The sequence below is a fragment of the Campylobacter coli genome, from assembly GCA_039516895.1.
In the GTDB taxonomy this organism is placed as follows: Bacteria; Campylobacterota; Campylobacteria; order Campylobacterales; family Campylobacteraceae; genus Campylobacter_D; species Campylobacter_D coli_B.
Map to the genome: position 1 here is coordinate 70,123 of CP154437.1, position 23,213 is coordinate 93,335.

The 23,213-nt window shown below is 32.3% G+C and carries 24 protein-coding genes and 1 other RNA gene; 7 read left to right on the plus strand and 18 right to left on the minus strand.

What is annotated here, in order from left to right:
* Nucleotides 1-57 precede the first annotated feature (57 nt).
* From AAID94_00250 to AAID94_00265, 4 genes are all read left to right on the plus strand, one after another.
* Nucleotides 58-939: a flagellar basal body rod modification protein gene (locus tag AAID94_00250; protein XAK23991.1), complete on the plus strand. Its 882-nt coding sequence runs from the start codon at nucleotides 58-60 to the stop codon at nucleotides 937-939.
* A gap of 3 nt (nucleotides 940-942) precedes the next feature.
* Nucleotides 943-2,580: a flagellar hook-basal body complex protein gene (locus AAID94_00255; protein ID XAK23992.1), complete on the plus strand. Its 1,638-nt coding sequence runs from the start codon at nucleotides 943-945 to the stop codon at nucleotides 2,578-2,580.
* A gap of 269 nt (nucleotides 2,581-2,849) precedes the next feature.
* Nucleotides 2,850-2,947, plus strand: an RNA gene (gene ffs / locus AAID94_00260) — signal recognition particle sRNA small type.
* Between the two features lie 148 nt (nucleotides 2,948-3,095).
* Nucleotides 3,096-4,904, plus strand: coding sequence for a DASS family sodium-coupled anion symporter (locus AAID94_00265; protein ID XAK23993.1), 1,809 nt, complete (start codon nucleotides 3,096-3,098; stop codon nucleotides 4,902-4,904).
* A 34-nt stretch (nucleotides 4,905-4,938) separates the two neighbouring features.
* Here the strand turns inward: AAID94_00265 and mnmA are convergent, their stop codons facing one another.
* From mnmA to aroQ, 12 genes are all read right to left on the minus strand, one after another.
* Complete coding sequence (gene mnmA, locus AAID94_00270) at nucleotides 4,939-5,955, minus strand: tRNA 2-thiouridine(34) synthase MnmA (protein XAK23994.1); 1,017 nt, start codon at nucleotides 5,953-5,955, stop codon at nucleotides 4,939-4,941.
* Nucleotides 5,955-6,560, minus strand: coding sequence for a TIGR00730 family Rossman fold protein (locus AAID94_00275; protein ID XAK23995.1), 606 nt, complete (start codon nucleotides 6,558-6,560; stop codon nucleotides 5,955-5,957). The genes mnmA and AAID94_00275 overlap by 1 nt, the downstream gene beginning before the upstream one ends.
* Nucleotides 6,561-6,676: 116 nt before the next feature.
* Nucleotides 6,677-7,747, minus strand: a complete 1,071-nt coding sequence (locus AAID94_00280) for a hypothetical protein (protein XAK23996.1) — start codon at nucleotides 7,745-7,747, stop codon at nucleotides 6,677-6,679.
* Nucleotides 7,748-7,782: 35 nt separating this feature from the next.
* Nucleotides 7,783-8,928, minus strand: a complete 1,146-nt coding sequence (locus AAID94_00285; GenBank protein XAK23997.1) for a hypothetical protein — start codon at nucleotides 8,926-8,928, stop codon at nucleotides 7,783-7,785.
* 67 nt (nucleotides 8,929-8,995) lie between these two features.
* Nucleotides 8,996-9,832 (minus strand): flagellar motor switch protein FliY, encoded by an 837-nt coding sequence (gene fliY, locus AAID94_00290; GenBank protein ID XAK23998.1) that lies wholly within the window; start codon nucleotides 9,830-9,832, stop codon nucleotides 8,996-8,998.
* Nucleotides 9,829-10,908, minus strand: a complete 1,080-nt coding sequence (gene fliM, locus AAID94_00295; GenBank protein ID XAK23999.1) for a flagellar motor switch protein FliM — start codon at nucleotides 10,906-10,908, stop codon at nucleotides 9,829-9,831. Before fliM ends, fliY begins: the two co-directional genes overlap by 4 nt.
* A complete protein-coding gene (locus AAID94_00300) occupies nucleotides 10,908-11,600 on the minus strand; it encodes an RNA polymerase sigma factor FliA (protein XAK24000.1) in 693 nt (230 codons plus the stop codon). The genes fliM and AAID94_00300 overlap by 1 nt, the downstream gene beginning before the upstream one ends.
* Nucleotides 11,581-11,937 (minus strand): hypothetical protein, encoded by a 357-nt coding sequence (locus AAID94_00305; GenBank protein ID XAK24001.1) that lies wholly within the window; start codon nucleotides 11,935-11,937, stop codon nucleotides 11,581-11,583. Before AAID94_00305 ends, AAID94_00300 begins: the two co-directional genes overlap by 20 nt.
* A gap of 19 nt (nucleotides 11,938-11,956) precedes the next feature.
* Nucleotides 11,957-12,823 (minus strand): flagella biosynthesis ATPase FlhG, encoded by an 867-nt coding sequence (flhG, locus tag AAID94_00310; GenBank protein ID XAK24002.1) that lies wholly within the window; start codon nucleotides 12,821-12,823, stop codon nucleotides 11,957-11,959.
* Entirely contained in the window at nucleotides 12,816-14,246 is a 1,431-nt protein-coding gene (gene flhF, locus AAID94_00315) for a flagellar biosynthesis protein FlhF (GenBank protein XAK24003.1), read from the minus strand. The genes flhG and flhF overlap by 8 nt, the downstream gene beginning before the upstream one ends.
* Nucleotides 14,247-14,729: a 2-amino-4-hydroxy-6-hydroxymethyldihydropteridine diphosphokinase gene (gene folK / locus AAID94_00320; protein ID XAK24004.1), complete on the minus strand. Its 483-nt coding sequence runs from the start codon at nucleotides 14,727-14,729 to the stop codon at nucleotides 14,247-14,249.
* A gap of 2 nt (nucleotides 14,730-14,731) precedes the next feature.
* Nucleotides 14,732-15,220 (minus strand): type II 3-dehydroquinate dehydratase, encoded by a 489-nt coding sequence (aroQ, locus tag AAID94_00325; GenBank protein ID XAK24005.1) that lies wholly within the window; start codon nucleotides 15,218-15,220, stop codon nucleotides 14,732-14,734.
* Between the two features lie 92 nt (nucleotides 15,221-15,312).
* Here aroQ and AAID94_00330 point away from each other — a divergent pair, with 92 nt between their 5' ends.
* From AAID94_00330 to AAID94_00340, 3 genes are all read left to right on the plus strand, one after another.
* A complete protein-coding gene (locus AAID94_00330) occupies nucleotides 15,313-16,542 on the plus strand; it encodes a metal-dependent hydrolase (protein XAK24006.1) in 1,230 nt (409 codons plus the stop codon).
* Nucleotides 16,530-17,426 carry a signal peptide peptidase SppA gene (gene sppA / locus AAID94_00335; protein XAK24007.1) on the plus strand — a complete coding sequence of 299 codons (897 nt, stop codon included), beginning with the start codon at nucleotides 16,530-16,532 and terminating at the stop codon, nucleotides 17,424-17,426. The genes AAID94_00330 and sppA overlap by 13 nt, the downstream gene beginning before the upstream one ends.
* A gap of 108 nt (nucleotides 17,427-17,534) precedes the next feature.
* Nucleotides 17,535-18,566 (plus strand): Cj0069 family protein, encoded by a 1,032-nt coding sequence (locus AAID94_00340; GenBank protein XAK24008.1) that lies wholly within the window; start codon nucleotides 17,535-17,537, stop codon nucleotides 18,564-18,566.
* Here AAID94_00340 and AAID94_00345 read toward each other — a convergent pair.
* From AAID94_00345 to AAID94_00370, 6 genes are all read right to left on the minus strand, one after another.
* Nucleotides 18,563-18,748, minus strand: coding sequence for a hypothetical protein (locus AAID94_00345; GenBank protein ID XAK24009.1), 186 nt, complete (start codon nucleotides 18,746-18,748; stop codon nucleotides 18,563-18,565). The two genes, AAID94_00340 and AAID94_00345, sit on opposite strands and share 4 nt — an antisense overlap.
* A 46-nt stretch (nucleotides 18,749-18,794) precedes the next feature.
* The gene (locus AAID94_00350; GenBank protein XAK24010.1) at nucleotides 18,795-19,406 is read right to left on the minus strand and encodes a bacteriohemerythrin; all 612 of its coding nucleotides are present in this window, start codon (nucleotides 19,404-19,406) and stop codon (nucleotides 18,795-18,797) included.
* Nucleotides 19,387-20,076 (minus strand): bacteriohemerythrin, encoded by a 690-nt coding sequence (locus AAID94_00355; protein XAK24750.1) that lies wholly within the window; start codon nucleotides 20,074-20,076, stop codon nucleotides 19,387-19,389. Before AAID94_00355 ends, AAID94_00350 begins: the two co-directional genes overlap by 20 nt.
* 219 nt (nucleotides 20,077-20,295) lie before the next feature.
* Complete coding sequence (locus AAID94_00360; GenBank protein XAK24011.1) at nucleotides 20,296-20,952, minus strand: lactate utilization protein C; 657 nt, start codon at nucleotides 20,950-20,952, stop codon at nucleotides 20,296-20,298.
* Nucleotides 20,945-22,384 carry a LutB/LldF family L-lactate oxidation iron-sulfur protein gene (locus AAID94_00365; GenBank protein XAK24012.1) on the minus strand — a complete coding sequence of 480 codons (1,440 nt, stop codon included), beginning with the start codon at nucleotides 22,382-22,384 and terminating at the stop codon, nucleotides 20,945-20,947. Before AAID94_00365 ends, AAID94_00360 begins: the two co-directional genes overlap by 8 nt.
* A complete protein-coding gene (locus AAID94_00370; protein XAK24013.1) occupies nucleotides 22,381-23,118 on the minus strand; it encodes a (Fe-S)-binding protein in 738 nt (245 codons plus the stop codon). The genes AAID94_00365 and AAID94_00370 overlap by 4 nt, the downstream gene beginning before the upstream one ends.
* Nucleotides 23,119-23,213 lie beyond the last annotated feature (95 nt).

Consider the following 23,213-nt stretch of genomic DNA (forward strand, 5'->3'; position numbering starts at 1 on the left):
ATTGGAACACTTATTGCTTTTATTAAAAAAAAGACTTAATATAAAAAGGAGTTTATAATGTTAACTTCATCAGATTGGACTATGACAAACACAAATACAAACACAAATACAAACACAAATACCAATACCGCTACTACCACTAGCACAAACACTACTTCAGATACAAGTTCAACTAGTAGTTCAGGTCTTGCTTCTAATCCAAATGCAACTCTTGATAAAGATGCCTTTTTGAAACTTCTTTTAATCGAGCTTCAGCATCAAGATCCAACTGATCCTATGGATAGTGATAAAATGCTTACGCAAACTTCTCAATTATCAGCACTTGAGATGCAGCAAAATACAAATACCACTATGCAAAAAATGGTTGAAACTATGCAATTGCTTTCAAATTCTTTTAGCACAAGTATGAGTACTTCAGCTATCGGAGCCATAGGAAAGATGGCAACTGTTTCGGATAATAAAATCAAGCTTACGGGTTCAGATGAGATTATCGCGCTTAAAATGTATTTGCCTGAAGATTCTGATGAAAATGGAGTTACTTTGGAAGTATATGACAGCAATAACAAGCTAGTATTTAGCGAAAAAAGTGGCGAGCAATCTGTTTCTCAAGGACTTTTTACAATGGAATGGCCAGGAAGAAATAATGATGGCGTTTATGCAGGCGATGGCGAGTATACTGTTAAAATGGTTTATAACAATAAAAATGGCGAAAAAATCACTGCAAATTATGGTACTTACCCTATCGAAGGAATCATTTTTAAAGAAGGTTTAGCTTATGCAAAGATGGCAGGCGAAGAAGTTCCTTTTGACGCTATAACAGAAATTACTGATTATAAATTAAGCTCTTCTTCTAGCACTGGAAGTGGTAGTTCAGGAAGTGATTCAAGTGGAGGCTCATCAGGAACTACAGAAGATAGTGAGAGCGAAGAGAGGGCATAAGCCATGATGACTTCATTTTATAACGGACTTTCAGGAGTTAAAACTAATAGTTTTGATATAGATGTTGCTGCTAACAATATCGCAAATGTCAATACTATGGGTTTTAAGTATTCTACTACTCAATTTAAGGATATTTTTTATAGCACGATCACATCTCAATCCACCAATCCTACTCAAGGGGGCTATGGAACGGGAGCGGCTTCTTCTCAGATTGTTTTTGAGCAAGGTTCGCCTGTGGCAAGTGAGGGCGAATTTGATGTAGCGCTTCAAGGAAAAGGGTTTTTTGGTGTTTTAGGAGCTGATGGAGAGGCTTATTATACTCGAAATGGAGCCTTTAGAAGAGATGCTGCTGGCAATTTAGTGGATTCTTATGGGAATTTTGTTTTAGGAACTATGAATCCTGCTTTTGCTGGAGTGAGTTATAGTGATAGAGTTGCAGGACTTATGGGGGATTATCTTAACACAGGAACTCCTGTAAATAGTGGTTTTACTGTAAATTCAAATGACGTTTTTAATATAGGGACAACGGCTTCACAAGGAGTGATTAAAGTTCCTGTTAATATGTATTTGCCTCCGCAAGTAACTCAAAATGTAAAATGGAGTGGAAGTTTAAATACGAATGCAACAACAGAAGTGGTTAAAGTCGATCTTGATCCTGCGAAATTTAATGTCCAAAAGACTGAAGATGGAAAGTATATAGTTAGCGGTAGCGTAAGTAAAGAAGATGTATTTAGCGCTAAGGCAGGCGATAGAATACTTTTAAATTTTATCGATGATAATGGAGTAAAGACAAGTTTTGAAGCTACTTTGGATGAAAATTTGAATTTTACAAGTAATGAGCTTGATTTAAAAGGTTTAGATCCTAATAGTATAAAACTTGAAACAGCACAAATTTCAACAGAACAGCAAAAGGCCAATAAAGATATTTTAGAATCTTCCATTTATAATGCAGATGGCAGTAAAAGTATTCTTAGGCTTACGCTTGAGAGAATTTTGCCTCAAGAGGGCGAGAATATACAATATAAAGCTATCGCGCAAATTTTTAATTCTGATGGCGAAGCGGTGGGCAATCCAACTGAAGGAAGTATGGTTTTTGATAAAAATGGAGCCTTGCTTCAAAACAATATCACAAGTATTGCAAATCCAAACGGCGGGACTATCAATATAGATTTAGGCACTCCTTATGACGCAAACAAACCAGGTTCAGGCTATAGTGGAATTTATATCAAAGAAGGGGTTGCAAAAAATATAGTTACACAGCAAGATGGTGTGGCTGAAGGGTTTTTTGATCAATACAGCATATCAGATGATGGTAGCATAGTCGCACAATTTAGCAATGGTAAAGCCGCCATAGTAGGAAAACTTGCTTTGTATAATTTCATCAATGAGCAAGGATTGGCTGCTATGGGTGATAATATCTTTGCTGCAACAGCCAATAGCGGAGATGCTAGTTTTATCATGAAAGATGGACAAGTGATCAATACAGCTGAATTTAAGGGTGGATTTTTAGAACAATCTAATGTTGATTTGAGTGTTCAATTATCCAATCTTATAGCAACTCAAAAATCTTTTGATGCAAGTTCTAAAAGCATCACTACAAGTGATCAAATGATACAAAAAGCTATCAATATGAAAAGATAATTCTTAGGAATTATCTTTTGCTAATGCTTATTATTTTTATATCAATTTTCAACTCGATAAATCTTTTTTATATAGCGCGTTAAATCTTGCTTGATTTGCATTAAAGCTTTCATTGAATTTATAAATTTTTATAAAAACTTATTTTATGTCTTTAAAGATGGTGTTTAATTTTTTAAATTTAACTTGTATTTGTTACATATTTATACAAATTTTTAATTTTTACAACTCAAGACTTTTTAAGCCTAGTATGATATAATTTTCATCGCCTTTTCTTAGACCTGTGCAATGCTATTTTTAAGCACCGCTTCAGGGTGGGAACACAGCAGAGCACTTGATTGTAGTGTGTGCCGCAGCCATCTGGGAAAGGGTTTACTTCATTTAAACTTCCTTTTTATATCTCTTAAATATTTTTATTCTTGGTATAGAATTTCAAGACTTTGGCAAAATTTTTTTAAGATTTAATTAATAATTTTTGAATTAAAATTTAACAATTTTAATACAACAAAGGAGGATAAATGGAGAAAAAGAAAATTCCCATGCTTATATTGTGCATCCTTATCGCACTTGCATTTTGGATAATCCCTACTCCTATAGGTTTAGAGGAGAATTCTTGGCATTTTCTTGGACTTTTTATCGCGGTGATTATGGCGGTCATCTTACAAGTGATGCCTTTAGGAGCTGTGTGTATGATAGCTATTGCTATTGTCGCACTAAGCGGAATCACGACTACTCAAAGTTCTGTTCGTGCTACGCATATAAAAACTCTTGAAGCCATTGTCTTAAAAGATAATTCCAATATCTATAAAGTTGCTATGGATAAAAAATCGCAAGCTAGCGTGTTGGAAAATCTCATCAAAGCAAATGTGGCTAAAAATTTAGAACCTAAAGTAAATGAGATTTTAAAATCTAATTCAAACATAGAATATCAAATAGATAGCCTAAGCAAACTTTATGCAAAAGCGACTTCAAAAGTTGCTACACAAAAGCTTGTTGATGAGAGCAAGATCGCAGCACTAAACTCTTTAGCTCTTGAATTTATGTCTCAAAAAGATATAGATGAAAAAGTTAATACTGCAATATCAAGTTTAAAATCAAAAACAGGTATTAAGGATGCTTTAAGTGGATTTTCTAATTCTTTAATTTGGCTCATAGTAGTTTCTATCATTGTAGCTCGTGGAGTTATTAAAACAGGACTTGGAGAGCGTTTGGCGTATTATTTTATCAGTATCTTTGGTAAGAAAACTTTAGGTATTGCGTATTCGATCGCATTTTGTGAAACTATCTTAGCTCCTGTAACTCCTTCAAATACAGCAAGAGCGGGCGCGATAATCAATCCTATAGTTCAGGCTATCGCAAGAAGTTTTAAATCCACTCCTGAAGATGGAACACAAAATAAAATAGGCACTTATCTTTCTTTGGTGAATTTCCAAGCCAATCCTATTTCTTCGGCAATGTTTATCACAGCCACTGCTCCAAATCCATTAGTTGTTGATTTGGTCGCTCAAGCTACAAATTTAGAAGTACATTTAACTTGGGGACAATGGGCTTTAGGTATGTTTTTACCTGGCATAGCGGCTATGCTTTTAATGCCTTTGGTGATTTATTTTCTTTCTCCACCAGAGATTAAATCAACCCCAAATGCTAAGATTTTTGCAAAGGGTAAGTTAGAAGAACTTGGTGCTATGAAGGGTAGTGAAAAGATTATGCTAGGTGTTTTTGTATTGCTTTTGCTTTTATGGGCAGGGGCTTTGGGCTTTCTTTTTGGAATTTCTCTTGATGCTACAAGTGTTGCTTTGCTCGGTCTTTCTTTGGTTTTAGTAAGCGGAGTTTTGACTTTTGGTGAGGTGTTAGCAGAAAAAGCTGCTTGGAATACTTTAGTATGGTTTTCAGCCCTTGTAATGATGGCAACTTTGCTTGGAAAGCTCGGCGTAACGCAGTTTTTGGCTGAAGCTTTGGGTGAATTTGCCTCTGCTATGGGACTTGGTGAAATTTCTATTATGATTTTCTTAAGCCTTGCCTTTTTATATACGCATTATTTCTTTGCTTCAACCACAGCACATATTTCAGCTATGTTTTTTGTATTTTATAGTGCAGGACTTGCTTTAGGGGCTCCACCACTTCTTTATGCTTTTATTATGATAGCATCAGGAAATGTTATGATGGCCTTAACGCATTATGCAACAGGAACAGCTCCAGTTATTTTTGGAACAGGTTATGTAAGTCTTAAAAAATGGTGGTCCGTAGGATTTGTTATTTCAGTGATAGATATAACCGTAATGATACTTGTTGGACTTGTATGGTGGAAATTTTTGGGATTTTATTAAAATCTTATCAAAGCTTTTAAAGCTTTGATAAGTCTTATTCTATAAACCCACTCGCAATGACTTTGTCATCATCGTAAAATACTGCCATTTGCCCACTTGCTAAGCCATAAACACTCTCTTTTAAAGAAATGCTCGCGCTTTTATCATCACTTATAATGACTTTACATGGGGTAGATTTTGATCTATAGCGGATTTTTACTTCGCAATCAAGTTCTTTTGCATCGATGAAAAGATTGATATTTTTGAGTTTAAATTCATTGATTTTTAATTCTTCTTTGGTGCCAACGATGATTTGATTTTGTTTAGGATTGATCTTTAAAACAAAATGCGGTTCGTGTGCCCCGCGCACTTCAAAACCGCGTCTTTTGCCTATGGTATAGTGCATATAGCCTTCGTGTTTTCCTACAACCTTACCGCTACTATCTAGTACTTCTCCTGGAATTTTAGTATCCATAAATTGATCTAAAACTTGCACATAAGTATCTTCAACAAAGCAAATTTCAGAACTTTCTTTTTGAGTTGCAAATGATTTTAAAACTTCTATGGTAGAAGCAAATTTTTTCACATCTTCTTTTTTCATTTCACCTAATGGAAAGATGAGGTATTTTAAAGCTTCTTTGTCCGCACTGGCTAAAAAATAGCTTTGATCCTTGCTTTCATCAACAGCTGTGCGGATAAGATTGTTTTCAAGTCTTGCATAATGTCCCGTAGCAAGCTTTTCACAGCCCAAACTTTTAGCAAATTCTAAGAGTTTTCCAAGTTTAATAAAGCGATTGCATAAAGCACAAGGATTAGGCGTTTTGCCCTCTTTGTAAGTATCTACAAAAGGCATATAAACTTTATTTTTAAAGTCTTCTTGCAAGTCTAAAACATGATAAGGAATTTGTAAGAAATTGGCAACTTTTTCTACTTTTTTGATATTTTCTTCATGATAATTAGGTTTGCCATGAAGTTTCATATAACAGCCTATAACTTCATGCCCCGCATTTTTGAGTTTATAAGCAGTGACTGTGCTATCGACCCCACCACTCATAGCGACTAGAATTTTCATTAGAGTTCCTTTAAAGTATTGATTATATAATCTAAATCGTCAGTGATTTCATACTTTAACTCGTCTCCTTTGGAAATGACTTCAAGTTTTAGCAAAGAATTTCTGACGAACTCATCAAAGCCTTGCCAAAATTCACTCCCAAACAAGATAATAGGAACATTGTTTTTAAATCCAAGTTGTTTTAGTGTAAGTACTTCACACAATTCATCAAGTGTTCCAAAGCCGCCTGGGAAAATCACAAAAGCTAGACTCTTTTCAATAAGAGCCATTTTGCGTATGGCTAAGCTCTCAAAAGTTATGTTATATTCTACAAAATCGTTTAATTTTTGCTCAAAAGGCAAAAGTATATTAAAACCTACCGATTTTATAAAATTTGCATCGTTTTTACATTTGGCAGCGCCAGCATTAGCCGCGCGCATAATGCCTCCACCTCCGCCGCTAACGACACAAAAGCCATTTTCTACACATAAATTAGCTAATTTTTTGGCCTCTTGATAATAAAAACTATCTTCTTTTAATCTTGCAGAACCAAAAAAAGTTATGGCATTTTTTAGGTTTGGTATATTAGCAAATTTTTCTAAATCTTGGCTTATTTTCGTATCCATTTTGCAACCTTTAGATAAAATAAATTTCATTCTAGCTAAAAATTTATAATAAGTTCTTTATGTAGGTTTCAAATAAGCTCATTTAAATTTATATAAAATCATAAAGTTTGAATGCCTTAAGCCCTTATGTCTATATTTATCAATAAATATATTTTATTAATATTATCTGGTTGTTTTAGAATTTCAAATAAAGATTTTTGATGTTCCTTGGTGATTTGTTGCACCCATTCTAAAAAATTATTTGAATTTGTTTTATTATTTTGATTTAAACTATTTAATTTATTTTCAAATTCTTTAATATCACTTGTGCCATTAAGCAATGCAAAAGCATCGCTTAAATTTGAAAAATAAGTATTGCTAAGTTTATTATTCAGTTCTTTAATTTCATTTTCGCTTAAAGAATTATCAAGCCCTTGTAACTTTCCCCATATGGTTGTTTCGCCAGCAATTAAAGGTTGTGCGGTTACTCCAGTATTCACATTGTTAGATAAAAAACCTATTAATAAACCACCCATAGTAATAGAGCCATCATTATTTGTATATTTATCAGCACTAGTATCCCAAGATAAAGCAGTGTTTTTAGCACTATGTAAAATATCAGGATTGAAAGGTAAAAGTTCTGATTTTTCATCTGTATTGTCAAAATTAAAAAAACTAGGACTTAATTTTTCATTCTCGTTAATATTTTTAAATCCACCTTTTGCGATAATGTCTTTCATTTCTTCGTAAGAAAAAGTTTGTTTTACTTCTAAAGTGTTTTTATCTATTAGGTAGTTTTGTGGAAAATAATTTGCTAAATCTTCTTTTGAAAAGTTACTTTTCCCTTTTAATTGGGGAGTTTTTTCTACAAGTTGAGAAACTATTTTATAAGCATTTCCCACGGTTTTTGCAATATTGATATTTGCATAACTTTTTAAACTTCCATTATTTTGAGCCTTAATAAAATTTTCCATAGTACTAGAATGAATTTTTATATCTTTTGGAATTCCTGCTTTCTCGTTAAAATCACTTGTAAAATAACCCTCGTTATCTATTTCATAATCCAAAACTTTATTGCTTGTTTTAGAGTATTGTTTTGTATCTTGTAAATTTTTTACATTAGTATTTGAATTTAAGGAAGAGTTGTTATTGTTTTTAATATTAAGATTGACAAAGGGGTTGTTGAAAGTTGAGTTGATACCTATCATTTTTAATCCTTTTTATAATTTAAATTTTTATATTTTTAAGCCTTAATATCTATACTTTTTGGTGTAGAATTTAAAGAAAGAATTTTATTAAATTCTCCTGCATCATCGCTAAATTTCATACCAAAAAGAATTTCTAGCTCATCGCTTGTGCCAAATTTAGTTTCTAGTAGCTTTTTTAAAAGCTCATTCATTTTATTATCATCTTTGTAGGTTTCGCTTGAACTTTGCGCTTGTATAGGTTTAAAAGGTTTTTCTTTGTCTTCTTCTGAAGTTTCTTTGTTATTTGTATTTTTTGTAGGATTGTTTAAATTTTCTTTTTGTTCTAGTATTTTTTGTTTAAAATCATCAATGCTCATATCTGAATTTAATAAATCAAAAAGCTTAAAAATATTTCCTTTAAAATTCATACTATTTTCACTTATGAATTTGTTTAAATTATCAATTTCACTTTGACTCATAGTTTTATCAAATCCTTGCATTTTGCCTAAAATACTTGTTTGTCCTTCGATAAAATAGTTTTTTGCTTGAAATCCAGTAAAGAAAGTCATAAAAATACCACTTTTTGTTATAGTTTTATCATTATTACTATAAGGAGTAGGATCTATTAAAGAATATTTAAAAATATCACTTTTATCATCAAGTGAGAAAAAAGTCATTATTTTTATATTATGGGAAGTCGGAGAGTAATTTTGATAATTAGACATAAAATCTTTATACTCTTTATCATTTAAATTATATTTTTTATTTATCTCCAAAGTATTTTGATTAAATTCGAAACCTTGTGGTATTTTTACTAAGTCTTCTTTTGTAAAATTGATTTTATTGTTTAACTCATCATTTAAAAGTTGTGAAAATACTTTATAAGCATTTCCTATACTTTTTGCTATATCAATATTAATATAACTTGATAATAGACTTTTTGTTTGAATATTAACAAAATTTTCTATATCTTTAGCATAAATCTTATAATCTTTTGGTAAGCCTGCAGCTTCGTTAAAATCACTTGTAAAGTATCCGTCTTTATCTACGCCATAGCCTAGTATTTTACTTACTGCCCCAGATTTATCGCTTACAAGGCTTGAGTTATCATTTGTAACATTAGATGATTTTGTATTTGAAGTATTATTGTTTAAAGTGGTTGTGTAATTATAATTTGAATAAGAATTTATACCATTAATCATCTTTGCCACCTTGTAAAATAAGATTTACAAGATAAATCGGCAAAAATGATAGATGGTTTAGTATAAATTATCTTAATTGTTCTAATCTTTCTTTTTTAGAGCCAATTTCTGTGATTTGAACGCCGAAATTTCCATCGACGATTACTACTTCGCCATAGGCAATTCTTTTATCACCGATTAATATTTCAAGTGGATCATTTGCAAGTTGATTAAGCTCTACTACAGAGCCTATATCCATGGTTAAAACATCTTTTAAAAGCATTTTTTTGTTGCCAATTCTTACACGCACAGGCAAACGCACATCCATGATGAGATTGATATTTTTAAGTTCCTCACTTATCTCAAAGCCTTTATTTTCGGAATTTGAGCTAGAGTGTGCATGGCCATCATCTGCAGCTTTGCCGCTTAAAATATTATGAAGGGTTTGATCTACAATCAAAGAAATTTGCTCTTCTAAGTCTTCTATTTTGACATCAAAGAAATAAAGTTTTGTAAAATCTTTAAAATCAACATTTTCTGCTACAAATTCGCAAGAGCTGATTTCAAAATCCATTTTTGGTATGTCTTTTTGTGCGCCTAAAGTGGTAGAAAAAGCCGAAATGATGTTTTGAATTGCTTCTTTAGCAGCGTCCATTTCATCAGGCCCTAGTTGATCGTTTTTAGAAATTTCTTCTTCGCCCATCATCCATTCGCCAATAGCACTCATAAGCACAGCACCTGCTAATATACCTATTTTACCACCTTCTTTGATGTTAAAAACCGCATAAACAAGAGGGGGCTTAAGTGTATCTTGCGATGAAACATCAAATTCTTTATATTCGCTAAATTCTGCACTTTTTCCCGTAAGTCCTTCTATCGTGCTGGTGCATTCGTTTGTAAATAATTTTAAAAATTCATTGATCATATTTCTTCTTCCTCCTCTTCAGGCTCATCATAAACGCTAGCTTTTGCCTTACGCTCCTCTTCATATCTTTCTAGAATTTCTTTAATTTCATCTTTATCAGTGCGTATAAGTTCAAGAATTTTAATAGATTTTCTAAAGCGATGCAAGCCAATTTGTGCCAAGAAAACATCTTTTTTATCTATGCTTACTATGGCTTTATCATCAGCTTCTCTATCTAGCCTTAAGATATCGCCTTGTTTGAGTTCTAGAAATTCATGAACATTGATGAGAGTTTTTCCTAAAATCGCTTCATAAACTACTTCAGCACGACCGATGAGAGTTTTAAGCTCTTTGTTACGCGATTTTTTAGCCGAAGTTTCACCCATCATAATATCGCGATTTGCTAAACGACTCAAGATACTTTCTAAATGGACAACAGGATAGCAGATATTTACCATACCGCTTGAATTTCCTATGATGATTTCCATTACCACCATGATAACGATTTCGTTTTGCGATACGATTTGTACAACATTGGGGCTTGATTCTTTAGCTTCTATGCTAGGGTAAATTTCAGTTACTGTAGCCCAGCTTTCTTTAAGTCTTTGCATAATAATACGCAAAATAGAATCAAGCAAATTAAGCTCTATATCGGTAAGCTCTCGCGAAGCCTCATAGCTATCGCCTTGACCTCCTAAAAGTCTATCTATCATAGGGAAAGCAATGCTTGGGTTAATCTCTAAAACGCAGTTTCCATCAAGAGGCTTGATAGAGAAAACGTTAAAGCTTGTAGGGCTTGGTAGGGACATCAAGAACTCACCATAAGTCATTTGATCCACCGAGTGAAGCTTGGTTTCAACAATACTTCTCATCATAGATGAAATTTGAGAAGCTAAATTTCTTGCTAGTTTATCGTGTATACCTTTGATCGTTCTAAGCTGCTCTTTAGATACCCTATTTGGACGCTTAAAGTCATATACGACTATATTTCTTTCATCTTTTCCATCTTTTGAATTGGAGGCTGTAGGCGTATCGGTATTATCATCAACAACTTCAAGTAGAGCGTCAATTTCTTCTTGGGAGAGTATTTCTGCCATTACACTAGCCTTTCTCTAAGTTTTTTTAAAAGTTTTTTATGAATTTGTGAAATTCTACTCTCGCTAATCTCTAAAATTTCACTGATCTCCTTAAGGCTGAGTTCTTCATAATAATAAAGTTGGATAATGAGTTGATCACGCTCTTTAAGATCTTCTAATACTTCATGAATTTTTTCTAAAAGTTGTTCTTTTTCTAATTTTTCTAAAGTATCATCTTCATTATAAAGTTCTAATTGATCATCGATAGATAAAGTATAACTAATAGCATGTGCGGTGCGTACTTCTTTGATCTTTTCTATATCCAAGCCAAGTTTTTGAGCTAGATATTCATCATCAGGCTCTTCTTCGTGTTCTCTAAAATATTCATCGATTAAAATATCGATATCTTTAATAATTTTGCGGTTATTGCGACTCATTACATCCAAAGAGCGTAAAAAATCGAGCATAGCGCCATTAACACGCTTTCTAGCAAACCCCCAAAAGCTATCATTTTGTTCTTTATCGTAGCGGCGTGAAAGCTTGATCATCTCTTCAACACCAATGCTGATAAGATCATTCACATCAATGCTAGAAGGCAAGCGCTCCTTTAACCTAAAAGCCATTGCACGAAGTGCAGGCATATAGGATAAAACTAGCTGATCTTGTTCATCTTTTATCATTTGAGCATAAGCTTTAGGCGGCTCTTTTTGCATTTTTGCGTCTTTCTTTTGATTCGTTTTTCTTAAGCTCTTCTCTTTCTTCGTTGAGCTTTTCTAAGATTATATCCATTTTCTTTTCACGAATGACTAAATCGTTTATGATATTATTGCTAGTCTTTTCATAATCATGTTTATTGAAAATTCGTCCGCTGATTTTTTTAATATCTATAAAATTCATAATAGCAATGTGTATAAAAACATAAAACATAAAGGTAATAAAACAAGTAAAAATCAAAATATCAAAAGCTTCTTCAATGCTAATCACACTAAAAGCCAATCCTATAAAAAATCCACAAACAGTAAAAAATGCTACATAATTTTCAGGTCTCATAATATCTTCTCTTTATTGCTTAAAATCGTTCGATGATTTTCCTAAAGAAATTTGAAAAACTTCGACTCGTGACATTATCAAGCACTTTCCGTTCCAACCTATATAAAAGCTTGGAAGCTAGGGCTTTAAGCTCATCACTTGAAGCAGAATTTTCATCTGTAAACAAGGTGCGTTTTTTAATGCTACCGCTTACATCTTTTGAAGCACTTAAATGTCCTAAAAATTCTAATTTTAGATGATTTTTAATATTTGCATCGGCAACTTTTTTAATATTTTCAAAAACTTTTAAAGCCTCATTTTCATTTTTGACAACATTAAACAGCATAAGCAAATTTTCTTTTGTCTTAGAAGTGGTTTTAATAGTTGCATATGCATCGGTAATTGCAGCAGGATCAGGAACGGTTACTACTACAACCTCATCTGACATTTCTAAGAAATTCAGTATATTTCCTCCTATTCCTGCACCTGTATCAATGATAAGAAAATCAAGTTCATCTAAAATGCTTGCTTGATTTAAAAATCTTTCATAAATGTTTTTATCATTGTATTTTAAAATTTCATCACCACTTTCACCAGGGATGAGCCATAAATTTGGTTTTACTTCGATTAAAATATCTTCTAAAGAGCATTCCCCGCGCAAAACATGTAAAAGATTTTTTTGAATACGAACATTTAAAATAACATCAAGATTTGCTAGGCCAATATCTGCATCAAAAAGTCCTACTTTATATCCATTATTAGCTAGCACATTTGCCAAATTTGCACTGATAGTGCTTTTACCCACTCCACCTTTTCCACTTGTAATCGCTATAAAATGAGTGTTTTGTGATTTTTTTCCTCCATTTTGATTCATAAGGCTACGGAGTTTATTGGCTTGGTTATTCATTATCTTTTCCTTTGTTAAAACCTTCTAAGATACAGCGAACTAAAAAATCGCTATTAGCTACTTCTATATCATCAGGAACTTCTTGTCCTGTAGAGAAAAAGCTTAGCGGGATATTAGTTTCATAAATTAAAGAGAAAATATTTCCAAAAACTTTGGTTTCATCAAATTTTGTGATGATGAGAGTGTCGATATTTAAAAATGAAAAATTTTTGTAAATTTCCATCAAATCTTCGTGTTTGGTATTAGCAGAAACGACTAGGCTAACATCAATTTCAGCATTTGAATGCATGAGAAATTCTTTTGTTTTGGCAAGTTTGTTTTGATCGTATTGTGAATTTCCTATGGTATCGACTAAAATTACTTCGCAGTTGTTAAGACTCTTAATCGCCTCGTCTAAATCTTTTGGTTCTATGCTATCAATGATAGGAAGTTTCATCATTTTTGCATATTGGAAAAGTTGTTCTACGGCACCGATTCTATAAGTGTCTAAAGTGATTATACCTGTTTTATAACGCTTATCCCCATAAGCATAGCGAAAAGCTAGTTTTGCTAGAGTTGTAGTTTTTCCAACTCCTGTTGGGCCTACAAGCATCATAATTTTTTGTTTTTTGATTTCACTTTCTACCCGGCAAGGTAAAATATTTCTCAAAAGAGAATAAAAATATCGTTGCACAGCGTCTTTGTTTGTTTTCATAGCCGCAGGCATATTTTCTATAGTCGCTTTCATGATAGCTTCTAAATGCTTTTCAAGCATACCGCTTTCTTTAGCTTTTTTGTAAATGGTTGCAAATTCAGGAGGAATGATAAGATTGTTGCGAGCTTCTGCTTTTTCATCCCACATCATATCTGCAAGTAAATCGATTTTATCATTGAGTTTATTGATTTGTTTTTCAAAATTCTCTATTTTTTTGTTATAGTTTGGATTGGGCGCGTAATTATCCACTAAAGGGGTATTGGTTACTTTTGAAATTTCATTGCTTACTTCACTCAAGCGTTCTTTAAAATCATTAAAGCCCATGGTGGGATTAGGATTGATTTTACTTTGTGGAAAGCTTTGGTAATTAGTATCGTTGGTTTTAGTTTTGGCTAAATTTGCTCTAGTATTTGAAAAATCAAGGATAACATCTTCATCTTCATTATTTTGTGGTATTGAAGCATTGACTTTTTCTTCAAGATTTTGTTTTTCTAGGGTTTTAGCGGTAGTTTTTTTAGGAGGTAAGGATTTCCCCATTTTTTTCAAATGCTCTTCATAATCACTTTCTTCTATGGCAACCATTACTTCATAAAGAGCAGCGCGGTTAAGTGTTTTGGGACGAATTTGTTTATTGGTAATAATTAAAGCTTTGTCGCCATAATCCTCTTTTACTTTCGGGATAATTTGCTCTGTATCTTCTACAGTAAAGGTATGGATAAGTTGTCCCATTTATAATCCTTTTGTTAAGCCCAAGGGCAAAATTACACTTATTCTTTGATTAGCCCCTGTATGAGGCACCATACACCCCTCATCACGCTTGACTTTTTGTGAAAAATATAAAAGATCTAAATCAAGTGTTCTAGGAGCGTTTTTGAAAGTTCTTTTTCGCTTGAATTTAAGTTCATAAAAAAGCAAAACTTTCAAAAAAGCTCTTGCGTGTAGATTTGTTTGCATAAGCATTGTTGCATTGGTGAAGTCTTTTTGAGCTTTAAAGCCAAAAGCTTCATTGATTAAAAATGGAGATGTGGCTAGAATTTTAAACCTTTTATCTTCCATCATCACGCGAAAAAGCTTGTTAAATCTTTTTTTTTCTGGCTCTATATTGCTTCCTAAGCCTACTAGAGCAAGATATTTAAACCCTTTTTTCTTTTGGCTAAAATAAGGAAAAAAACGGCTTGTTTCAAGTCGTCTTGCTCCTTTTATTTTTAGCATTTTTAATTTTGAGCCCCAGCTTGCATTTGCTGTGCTTGTGCAGCACGCAAGTTATTTACTTGCTCGCAAATTTGAATAACACCCATTAAAGCTAAGTGATAACCAAAAGGACCAAATCCTACAATAGATCCAGAGCATACAGGAGCTATAAGGCTTTTTTGACGAAATTCTTCTCTGCGATAAACATTGCTAATATGCACTTCTATAGTAGGTAAAGCTACTGCAGAAATCGCATCGCGGATGGCTACTGAAGTATGGGTATAGCCTGCAGCATTGATGATGATACCATCTACTGTGCCAAGGCATTCTTGAATTTTATCTACAATTTCACCTTCAAAATTACTTTGAAAAAAATCTAATTCAACATTGTTTTGGGAAGCTGCCATTTTCATTTGCGTATGAATGTCTTCCATTTTCATTGCACCATAAATTCCAACTTCTCTTACGCCTAGCATGTTGATATTTGGGCCTTGGATGACCATTATTTTCATAATTTCACCTTAAAATTTTTATTTTTAACCTTTTATTATAACATTTTAAAATAAATTTTCGCTACAATGTGATTTTATTCAAGGAAAAAAGAATGTATATAATCAGTGCAAAATATATCTTTTTATGCGATGAGAAATTTAGTATTTTAGAAAACAAAGCCTTTGTTTTTGAGGATAAAATTTTAGAATTAGGCGAATTAGAAGAATTAAAAAAACGATACCCAAAAGCTAAGCTTATAAAAACAAGTCCTAATTGTGTTATTTTACCCGCTTTTATCAATCCACATACACATTTAGAATTCAGTGCAAATTCGACTACTTTGCATTTTGGAGAGTTTTTAACTTGGCTTAAAAGTGTGATTAAATCTCGTTCTATGTTAAATGAGCAAGCTAAAGAAGAGCTTATATTGACAAATATACAAAAAATGCAAAAAAGCGGTATAGGTACCATAGGTGAAATTTCAAGCTTTGGCGGTGATTTAAATCCTTGTGTTAAAGCAAGTCAAAATGGAATGCGTGTTATATTTTTTAATGAAATTTTAGGCATAAATGAAGCCCAAATTCAAGATAAAAAACAAGAGTTTTTAATAAGATTTGAAAATTCTTTAAAATTTAAAGATGAGTTTTTTATGCCTGCTATTTCTGTGCATTCTGCTTATTCAACCCATCCCGAACTTGCAAAATTTGCAATTAATCTTGCTAAAAAGCAAAAGTTATTAATCAGCACGCATTTTTTAGAAAGTAAGGCTGAAAATGCTTGGCTTAAAGAGGCAAAAGGAGGGTTTAAAGAATGGTTTAAAAACTTTACACCAAATCCTAAGCCACTTTATAAAGTTAGTGAATTTATCCAATTATTCAAAGGCATTAGGACGCTTTTTACTCATTGTGTGTATTTAAAAGAAATGGATTTGCTTGATAAAAATTTACATTCTATTACCCATTGTGCTTTTTCAAATCGTCTTTTAAGTCAAAAAACATTTGATTTAAAAAAGGCTTTAAAGAGCGGTTTAAATATCCATTTGGGTACAGATGGCTTAAGTTCTAATATTTCTTTATCGATTTTAGATGAAATGCGTGCTAATTTGCTTGTGCATACCAATTTTGATTTGTTAAAATTAGCTCCTAAGCTTTTGCAAATGGCAACGCTTTATCCGGCCAAAGCTTTAAATTTAAATTTAGGCGAAATCAAGCAGGGAAAAATAGCTGATTTTAGTGTATTTGAGCTAGGAGAATGTGACAAGGAGCAAGCACCATTGCAATTTATTTTAAATGCTAAAGAAGTACAAAAATTATTTATAAAAGGAAAAGAATGCAAATTTTAAAATCATTTTTTAAGGGTTTAGGCAGCGTGATAAAATTTATCAACACCTATTTTAAAACTTTTGTTTTATTGTTGATCGTAGTTTGGCTTTTTACACCAAGTTCAAACTCAAACTCATCTTATGCCAATTTAGAACGCATTGATTTAAAAGGTGAGATACTAGATAGCTCAGAAGTTTTAGAAAAAATTATCAATGCTAAAAATAATGACAATATCAAAGGCGTGCTTTTTGTGATAGATTCTCCTGGAGGTGCTTTTGCGCCAAGTATGGAGCTAGCTTTGGCGATTAAAGATTTAAAAGCTAAAAAACCTGTTATAGCTTATGCAAGTGGAACTATGGCGAGTGGGAGTTATTTGGCTGGAGTAGGAGCAAATAAAATTTTAGCAAACCCTGCTAGTTTTATAGGATCTATAGGTGTGATTATGCAGGGTGCTGATTTGAGTGAGTTGGCTAAGAAAATAGGAATTAAAGAACAAACCATACAAGCAGGGGAATTTAAAAGCGCAGGAACTTTGACAAGGGCTTGGAGTGAAAAAGAGCGAGAATTCTTGCAAAATTTAATCAATGAAAGTTATGATCTTTTTTCGGAATTTGTAGCTAAAGAGCGCAATTTGGAATTAGACAAAAGAAATGATTGGGCAAACGCAAGGGTATTTTTAGCACAAAATGCGAAAGATTTAGGGCTTATTGATGAATTAAGCAATTATGAAAATGCAAAAAAAGAACTTCAAGAACTTGCTAAAGTTTTAAATCCTATTTGGAAAGAAGAGGGTAGAATTGATAGATTTTTAAATCGTTTAGAAAGCCAAAGTTCTAATTTTTTAAGTAAAGTAATGGGCGATGTTATACTTAGATTGAATGCGAATGCCTTAGAATTAAAATAATTCTAAATTTTTGTGTTTTATAGGAGAAAAAGGCTCTTATTCGTTTAACTTTTATAACATTTTTATGAAATAATTGTTTATATTTTAAACTTAAAGGAGCAGTGTGCAATGAAAAAAAATATAGTCTTTTTTGAGGTTAGAGGCGGTAGCGATAAGGGTGAAGATGGCTACAGAAAAGATACTATGCCTATGGTAAATGCTTTAAAAGCTAAGGGTTGGAATGCCGAGGTGATTTTTTTTGAAGTGGGAAAAAAGGATGAAATTTACAATTATGTGAAAGAAAATTTTGATGGCTATGTTTCGCGCATCAATCCTGGCAATCTTAAAGAAGAAAATGAGTATTTTGATATGTTAAGAAAACTTTGCCAAGAAGGTCTTGTTGGTATGCCTCATCCTGATGCTATGATAGGTTATGGGGCAAAAGATGCTTTAACAAAACTTGCAGATACAGATCTTGTGCCAAGTGATACTTATGCATACTATGATATTAAGACTTTTAAAGAAAATTTTCCAAAAAGTTTAGCTAAGGGAGAAAGAGTTTTAAAACAAAATCGTGGCTCTACAGGTGAAGGAATTTGGCGTGTGAGTGTAGAGGGTGAAATAAAAGGAGAAGTTTTACCTTTAGATACTAAAATAAAATGCACCGAAGCAAAAGACAATCATGTAGAGCACAGAGAATTGGGTGAATTTATGGATTTTTGCGAGCAATACATTATAGGTGATAATGGTATGCTTGTGGATATGACTTTTTTACCACGTATCAAAGAAGGGGAGATAAGACTTTTAATGCTTTATAATACTCCTGTAAATGTAGTCCATAAAAAACCAGCCGAAGATGCTGATGCTTTTTCTGCTACACTTTTTAGTGGGGCGCAATATCGCTATGATAAACCTGAAGATTGGCAAAATTTGGTAGATATGTTTTTAGGAGAGCTTCCTAAAGTGCGTGCAAAATTAGGCAATTATGATTTGCCACTTATTTGGACGGCTGATTTTATTTTGGATAATGATGAAAAAGGCAACGATAAGTATGTTTTAGGTGAGATAAATTGTTCTTGCGTAGGCTTTACCTCACACTTAGAACTTGCTGATGAAGTTGCTCAAAATATCATCAATATTGTAAGTAAGGCAAAAAACTAATCTTTAAGCTTAATGTCCATTTTTGTTTTGCAAGATGGGCATTCTTTTTCTATTTTTTCTAAATTTGAAGCATATTCGATCGAGTAAAATTTTTTACAATTAAAACATTGAACTTCCTTGGTTAAAATAGGATAAGAATACTTTGTTTTATTTGAGATATAATATTTTATTTTTTTATTCATAGTAGAACCAATTATTTTTTTATTTTATTCTACTATAGAATGGTTATTATTCAAAAGATTCGGAATGTTTTTTATAAAATTGTATGGCCATTTTGCATTTTTTGCATTTAAATTTAGCGCCTTTTAGTTGTATTTTTTGATGAATTCCAAAAGGCACATCGTGAATTTGTCCAACACATTCGCAAGTATAAAAATACAAAGCCGTTTCATCGTCTTTTTCTTCTTTTACTTCTTCAAAACTGACTTCGCTGTCATCTTCAGAGGATAAAGAAGAGCGTCTGTATTGTTCTACTTTCATATCTTCATAAAGTATATGCTCTAAGAGCCATTTTTTAGAAACTGTATAAAGTTTTTCTTTTAAATCGTTGGTTGACTTTATGTTTTTAATGAGGTCTATCATGGATTGGATGATTTCTTTATGTATCTTTTTATGTTCTTCCAAATCAGGATATCCTATTAGCTTCATGTATTTTTCTTCATCATTAAAATGATCTTTCATATAGTTAAAAAAATCAGCCAATAGAGCTTTGATATCATCTTTATACACGGGTCGATCAAACATAAATTCAACCTTGCCTGCTAGTTCAAAAAGTTTTTTGTGTTGCTCGTCAATCTTGGCATTATGAACGCTATAATTATCATCCCACTTTGGAAACATCATTATTCCTTTTTTCAGTTTTGATTTCACTTCTTACATAAAATAGATTTTTTTGACATTTTTTACATCTTAGTTGTTTTTTATGGCAAATAATATCAAGATGCTCTATATATGAAAGAAAGTGATTTGTCCTACAAGGACAAGAATAGATAAAATCATATTCTGTTTTGACTTGAGGAATTGGATTTGGATTATTTTCATATTGTTTTTCTTCTTGTTGAAGATCTTCTTGCTGAAGTTTTTCTAATTCTTCTTCTTGTTTGGCCAATAATTGCTCTGAAAGCCAATTTCCTATCATAACATCATGATGCAAAATATGTTCTAATAACCAATCTGACATTATAGTATAAAGTTTTTCTTTTAAATCATTTGTAGTCTTTATGTTTTGGATAAGATGTGACATATCGTGGATAATGTTTTTATGCATTATTTTATGTTCATTTAAATAAGGATAAGAAATTTCTTGCATATAATCCTCTTCATTACTGAAGTGTTCTTTCATATAATTAAAGAGTTCGGTAAGAATTTCTTTAAGTTCATCGCGTTGAACGAATTTGTAAACAGCATTTTCAATTTTAGCAGCTAATTCAAAAAGTTTTTGGTGTTGTGCGTCTATTTTCTCATCATTTATGCTGTATTTTTCATCCCAAGCAGGAATTAATTTATCCAAAGTTTTCTCCAAATAAATTTCAATTATTTGCATATTTTGATATTGAGGTATGTTATCGTATTTTATATTAAATAAATATTAAAAATGATATATAATTAAATAGGATATAAATATTCTTATTTAACTATATTTAAGATATAGAATTTTTAATCTATCTCGTATAATATTTATTTAACTTAAGCCAGTTTTAGCTCTAGCAAATAACACTAGAGCTAAATTTTAATAAATTACAATATGAGCAATTTGAGGCCCATGAACGCCAAAAACAGTGATTAATTCTATATCTGCTGTTCTTGAAGGACCTGCGATAAATAAAATATTTGTAGGCAAAATTTCATTTTCTGTTTTTACCAAATTCAAAGCTTCGCTAAGGCTTTTTACTATGTCTTCTTTTTTTAACAACACTATACAAAGCTTAGGTGCAAGACTTAGCATTCTAGGCTGTCCTTTACTTGAAGGTATCAAAGCAACGCCATGAGAGCTTACTCCAGCCCTTGCATGGACTATAGAAAAATCGCTATGAAAAACTTCATATCGTAAATTTTCAATTTCCTTATCAAAGCAAATTTTTTCTTCTGCTTGAATTTTATTTAAATCCAAACCCAAATCAGTGCCGTATATCATTTTTTTGTAGTTGTATTTTGTGATAATTTCATTGATTTTTTCTTCCAAGGTTTCTTTGGTGGCATTTTCAACAATGTATTTATTATCACTCATTTTTTGCTTCATTTCAGCTAAGGCATCTTCTTTTGTTTGAATATGTTCTACAGGATCTATACTAGCTTGATAAGTAAAATCTTTTGCTTCATAAGCTTCATTGAGTGCTGATAAAATTTTTTCTTTGCTTTTGTTAGAAATTTCATTGATTTTACTCATAAATTACCCCTTCTATAGCCTGAATTTCTTTATATAGATCTTTTTTGATTTGAGGCAATTCTTTAAAAGCATACCATTTTTTTATCACTGGTAAAGCTCCTGATAAATTTTGCACAAACCAATTAAAATAATGCGCTTTTGAAAGTGCAAAACGCCACCTTTCGCCTTTTGTTGCTGCTTTTTTGAATTGTTTGAATGCAAAGGCTTCCATTGCGTTATGATGGATATTTTTTGCACCCATAGGTGGATTTTCTCCTTGTCCTATTTTATCGCATCTTAGTTTTCTAATCAGATCAGCTAAAGGAATTTGCACCGGACAAACCTCTGAGCAGCGTCCACAAAGCGAACAGAAATTTAAAATGTCACCTGTATGATCTATACCAAAAATATTTGGACTGATTACTTCACCAATAGGGCCTGGATAGGTGGTTTGGTATGCGTGTCCGCCGATTTGATCATAAACAGGGCAAAAATTCATACAAGCCCCACATCGAATACAACGCAAAGCTTCATAATAATCTTTATGAGCTAGCATTTTGGTTCTATTGTGATCAAATAAAATCACATGCACTTCTTTTGGGCCATCTAAATCTCCATTTTTACGTGGGCCTGTAATGATGTTATTATAAGTAGGTATAAATTGTCCTGTGGCTGAAGGAGTAAGTAAAGAAACCATAGTCGCTGCATCTTCAAAGCTTTCCATAACTTTTTCTACGCCACAAAGTGCGATGTGAATATCAGGCGCTGTGGTACACATTCTACCATTTCCCTCATTTTCTATAAGCCAAAAAGCCCCTTCTCTTGACATTGCAAAATTTACTCCACTAAGCCCTAATTTTAAACCCTCAAAGTCTTTTCTTAAGTGATCTCTTGCTATGGCATTTAAGCTTTCAGGCTCGTCGTTTTCTAATTTTGCACCGAGTTTATCTTTAAAAATTTGACCTATTTCATGGCGATTTCTATGGATAGCAGGAACAACTATATGCAAAGGAGGTTCTTCATTGAGTTGTAAAATAAGCTCTCCAAGATCGGTTTCTATGGCTTTTAAACCTTTTTTTTCTAAATAATGATTTAAGCCTATTTCCTCACTCGCCATAGACTTGCCTTTTAAAAGCTTGGTGATGTTTTTTTCACGCATAATCTCATAGACTATTTCACAAGCATCTTCATCGCTACTTGCCCAATGTACTTGTATACCATTTTTTGTAGCGTTTTTTTCAAATTCTAAAAGTCTATCTTTTAAGCTCATTAAAGCATTGTTTTTAGCTTGTTTTGCTTTGGCTCTTAATCCTTGCCAATCCTGAAATCTTGCATCGATGACCCCGAGTCTATTTTTTTGCAAAGTATGCATAGCAGTCATCAAATTTTCACGCATTTGAATGTCGTTTAATTTAATATGAACAATTTCTTCGTGTGGAATTTTTTGACTCATAATCTCTCTCCTTCCAAACGCTTAAATAAAAATTCATACAAGTGTATGCCTTTAACATCCAAACCCATTCTACGCATGGTTCCATCTATGTTTAAAAGACAGCCACCATCTCCACTGATGAGGTATTTTACACCAGTATTTTGTATATCTTTAATCTTATTTCTTACCATAGCATTTGAAATTTCAGGCTCTTTTACAGAAAAAGTCCCTCCAAAACCGCAACATTCTTCTTCGTATTGTAATTCTACAAGTTCAACATTTTTAAGTTTTCTAATGAGGTTTTTACTTGCTTGTATGCTTTTTTGAACTCTTAAAGCATGGCAATTAGAATGCCAAGTCACTTTAATAGGCTCTCCTTTATCTTCATAATTTACATTTAAAACTTCATCAAGATATTGCGAAAGCTCTATAACACGGGAGCTAAAATCTTTCACTCTAGAAAATTCAGGTCTATCCTTGAAAAGTTCCTTATAATCGTGACTCATCATACCTGCGCAAGATCCACTAGGTACAACGATAGGATAGTCTTTATCAAATAAATCTACATTGTATAAGGCTATTTCGCGACTTTCATTAAAATATCCTGAATTAAAAGAGGGTTGAGCACAACAGGTTTGATTTTTTTTAAAAATAACTTCCACTCCTTCTCGGCGCAAAAGTTTAATACCATTAAGAACGCTTTCTTGCATAGCAGCAGTTCCTAAGCATGTGGCGTAAAAATACACCTTCTTCATCTTTTCTCCTTGATTTTAAGAGATTTAATATAAACAATTATTCTAGCTTTAGAAAAATAAAATAAAAATTAAATCAATAATAAAAATATTTTCAA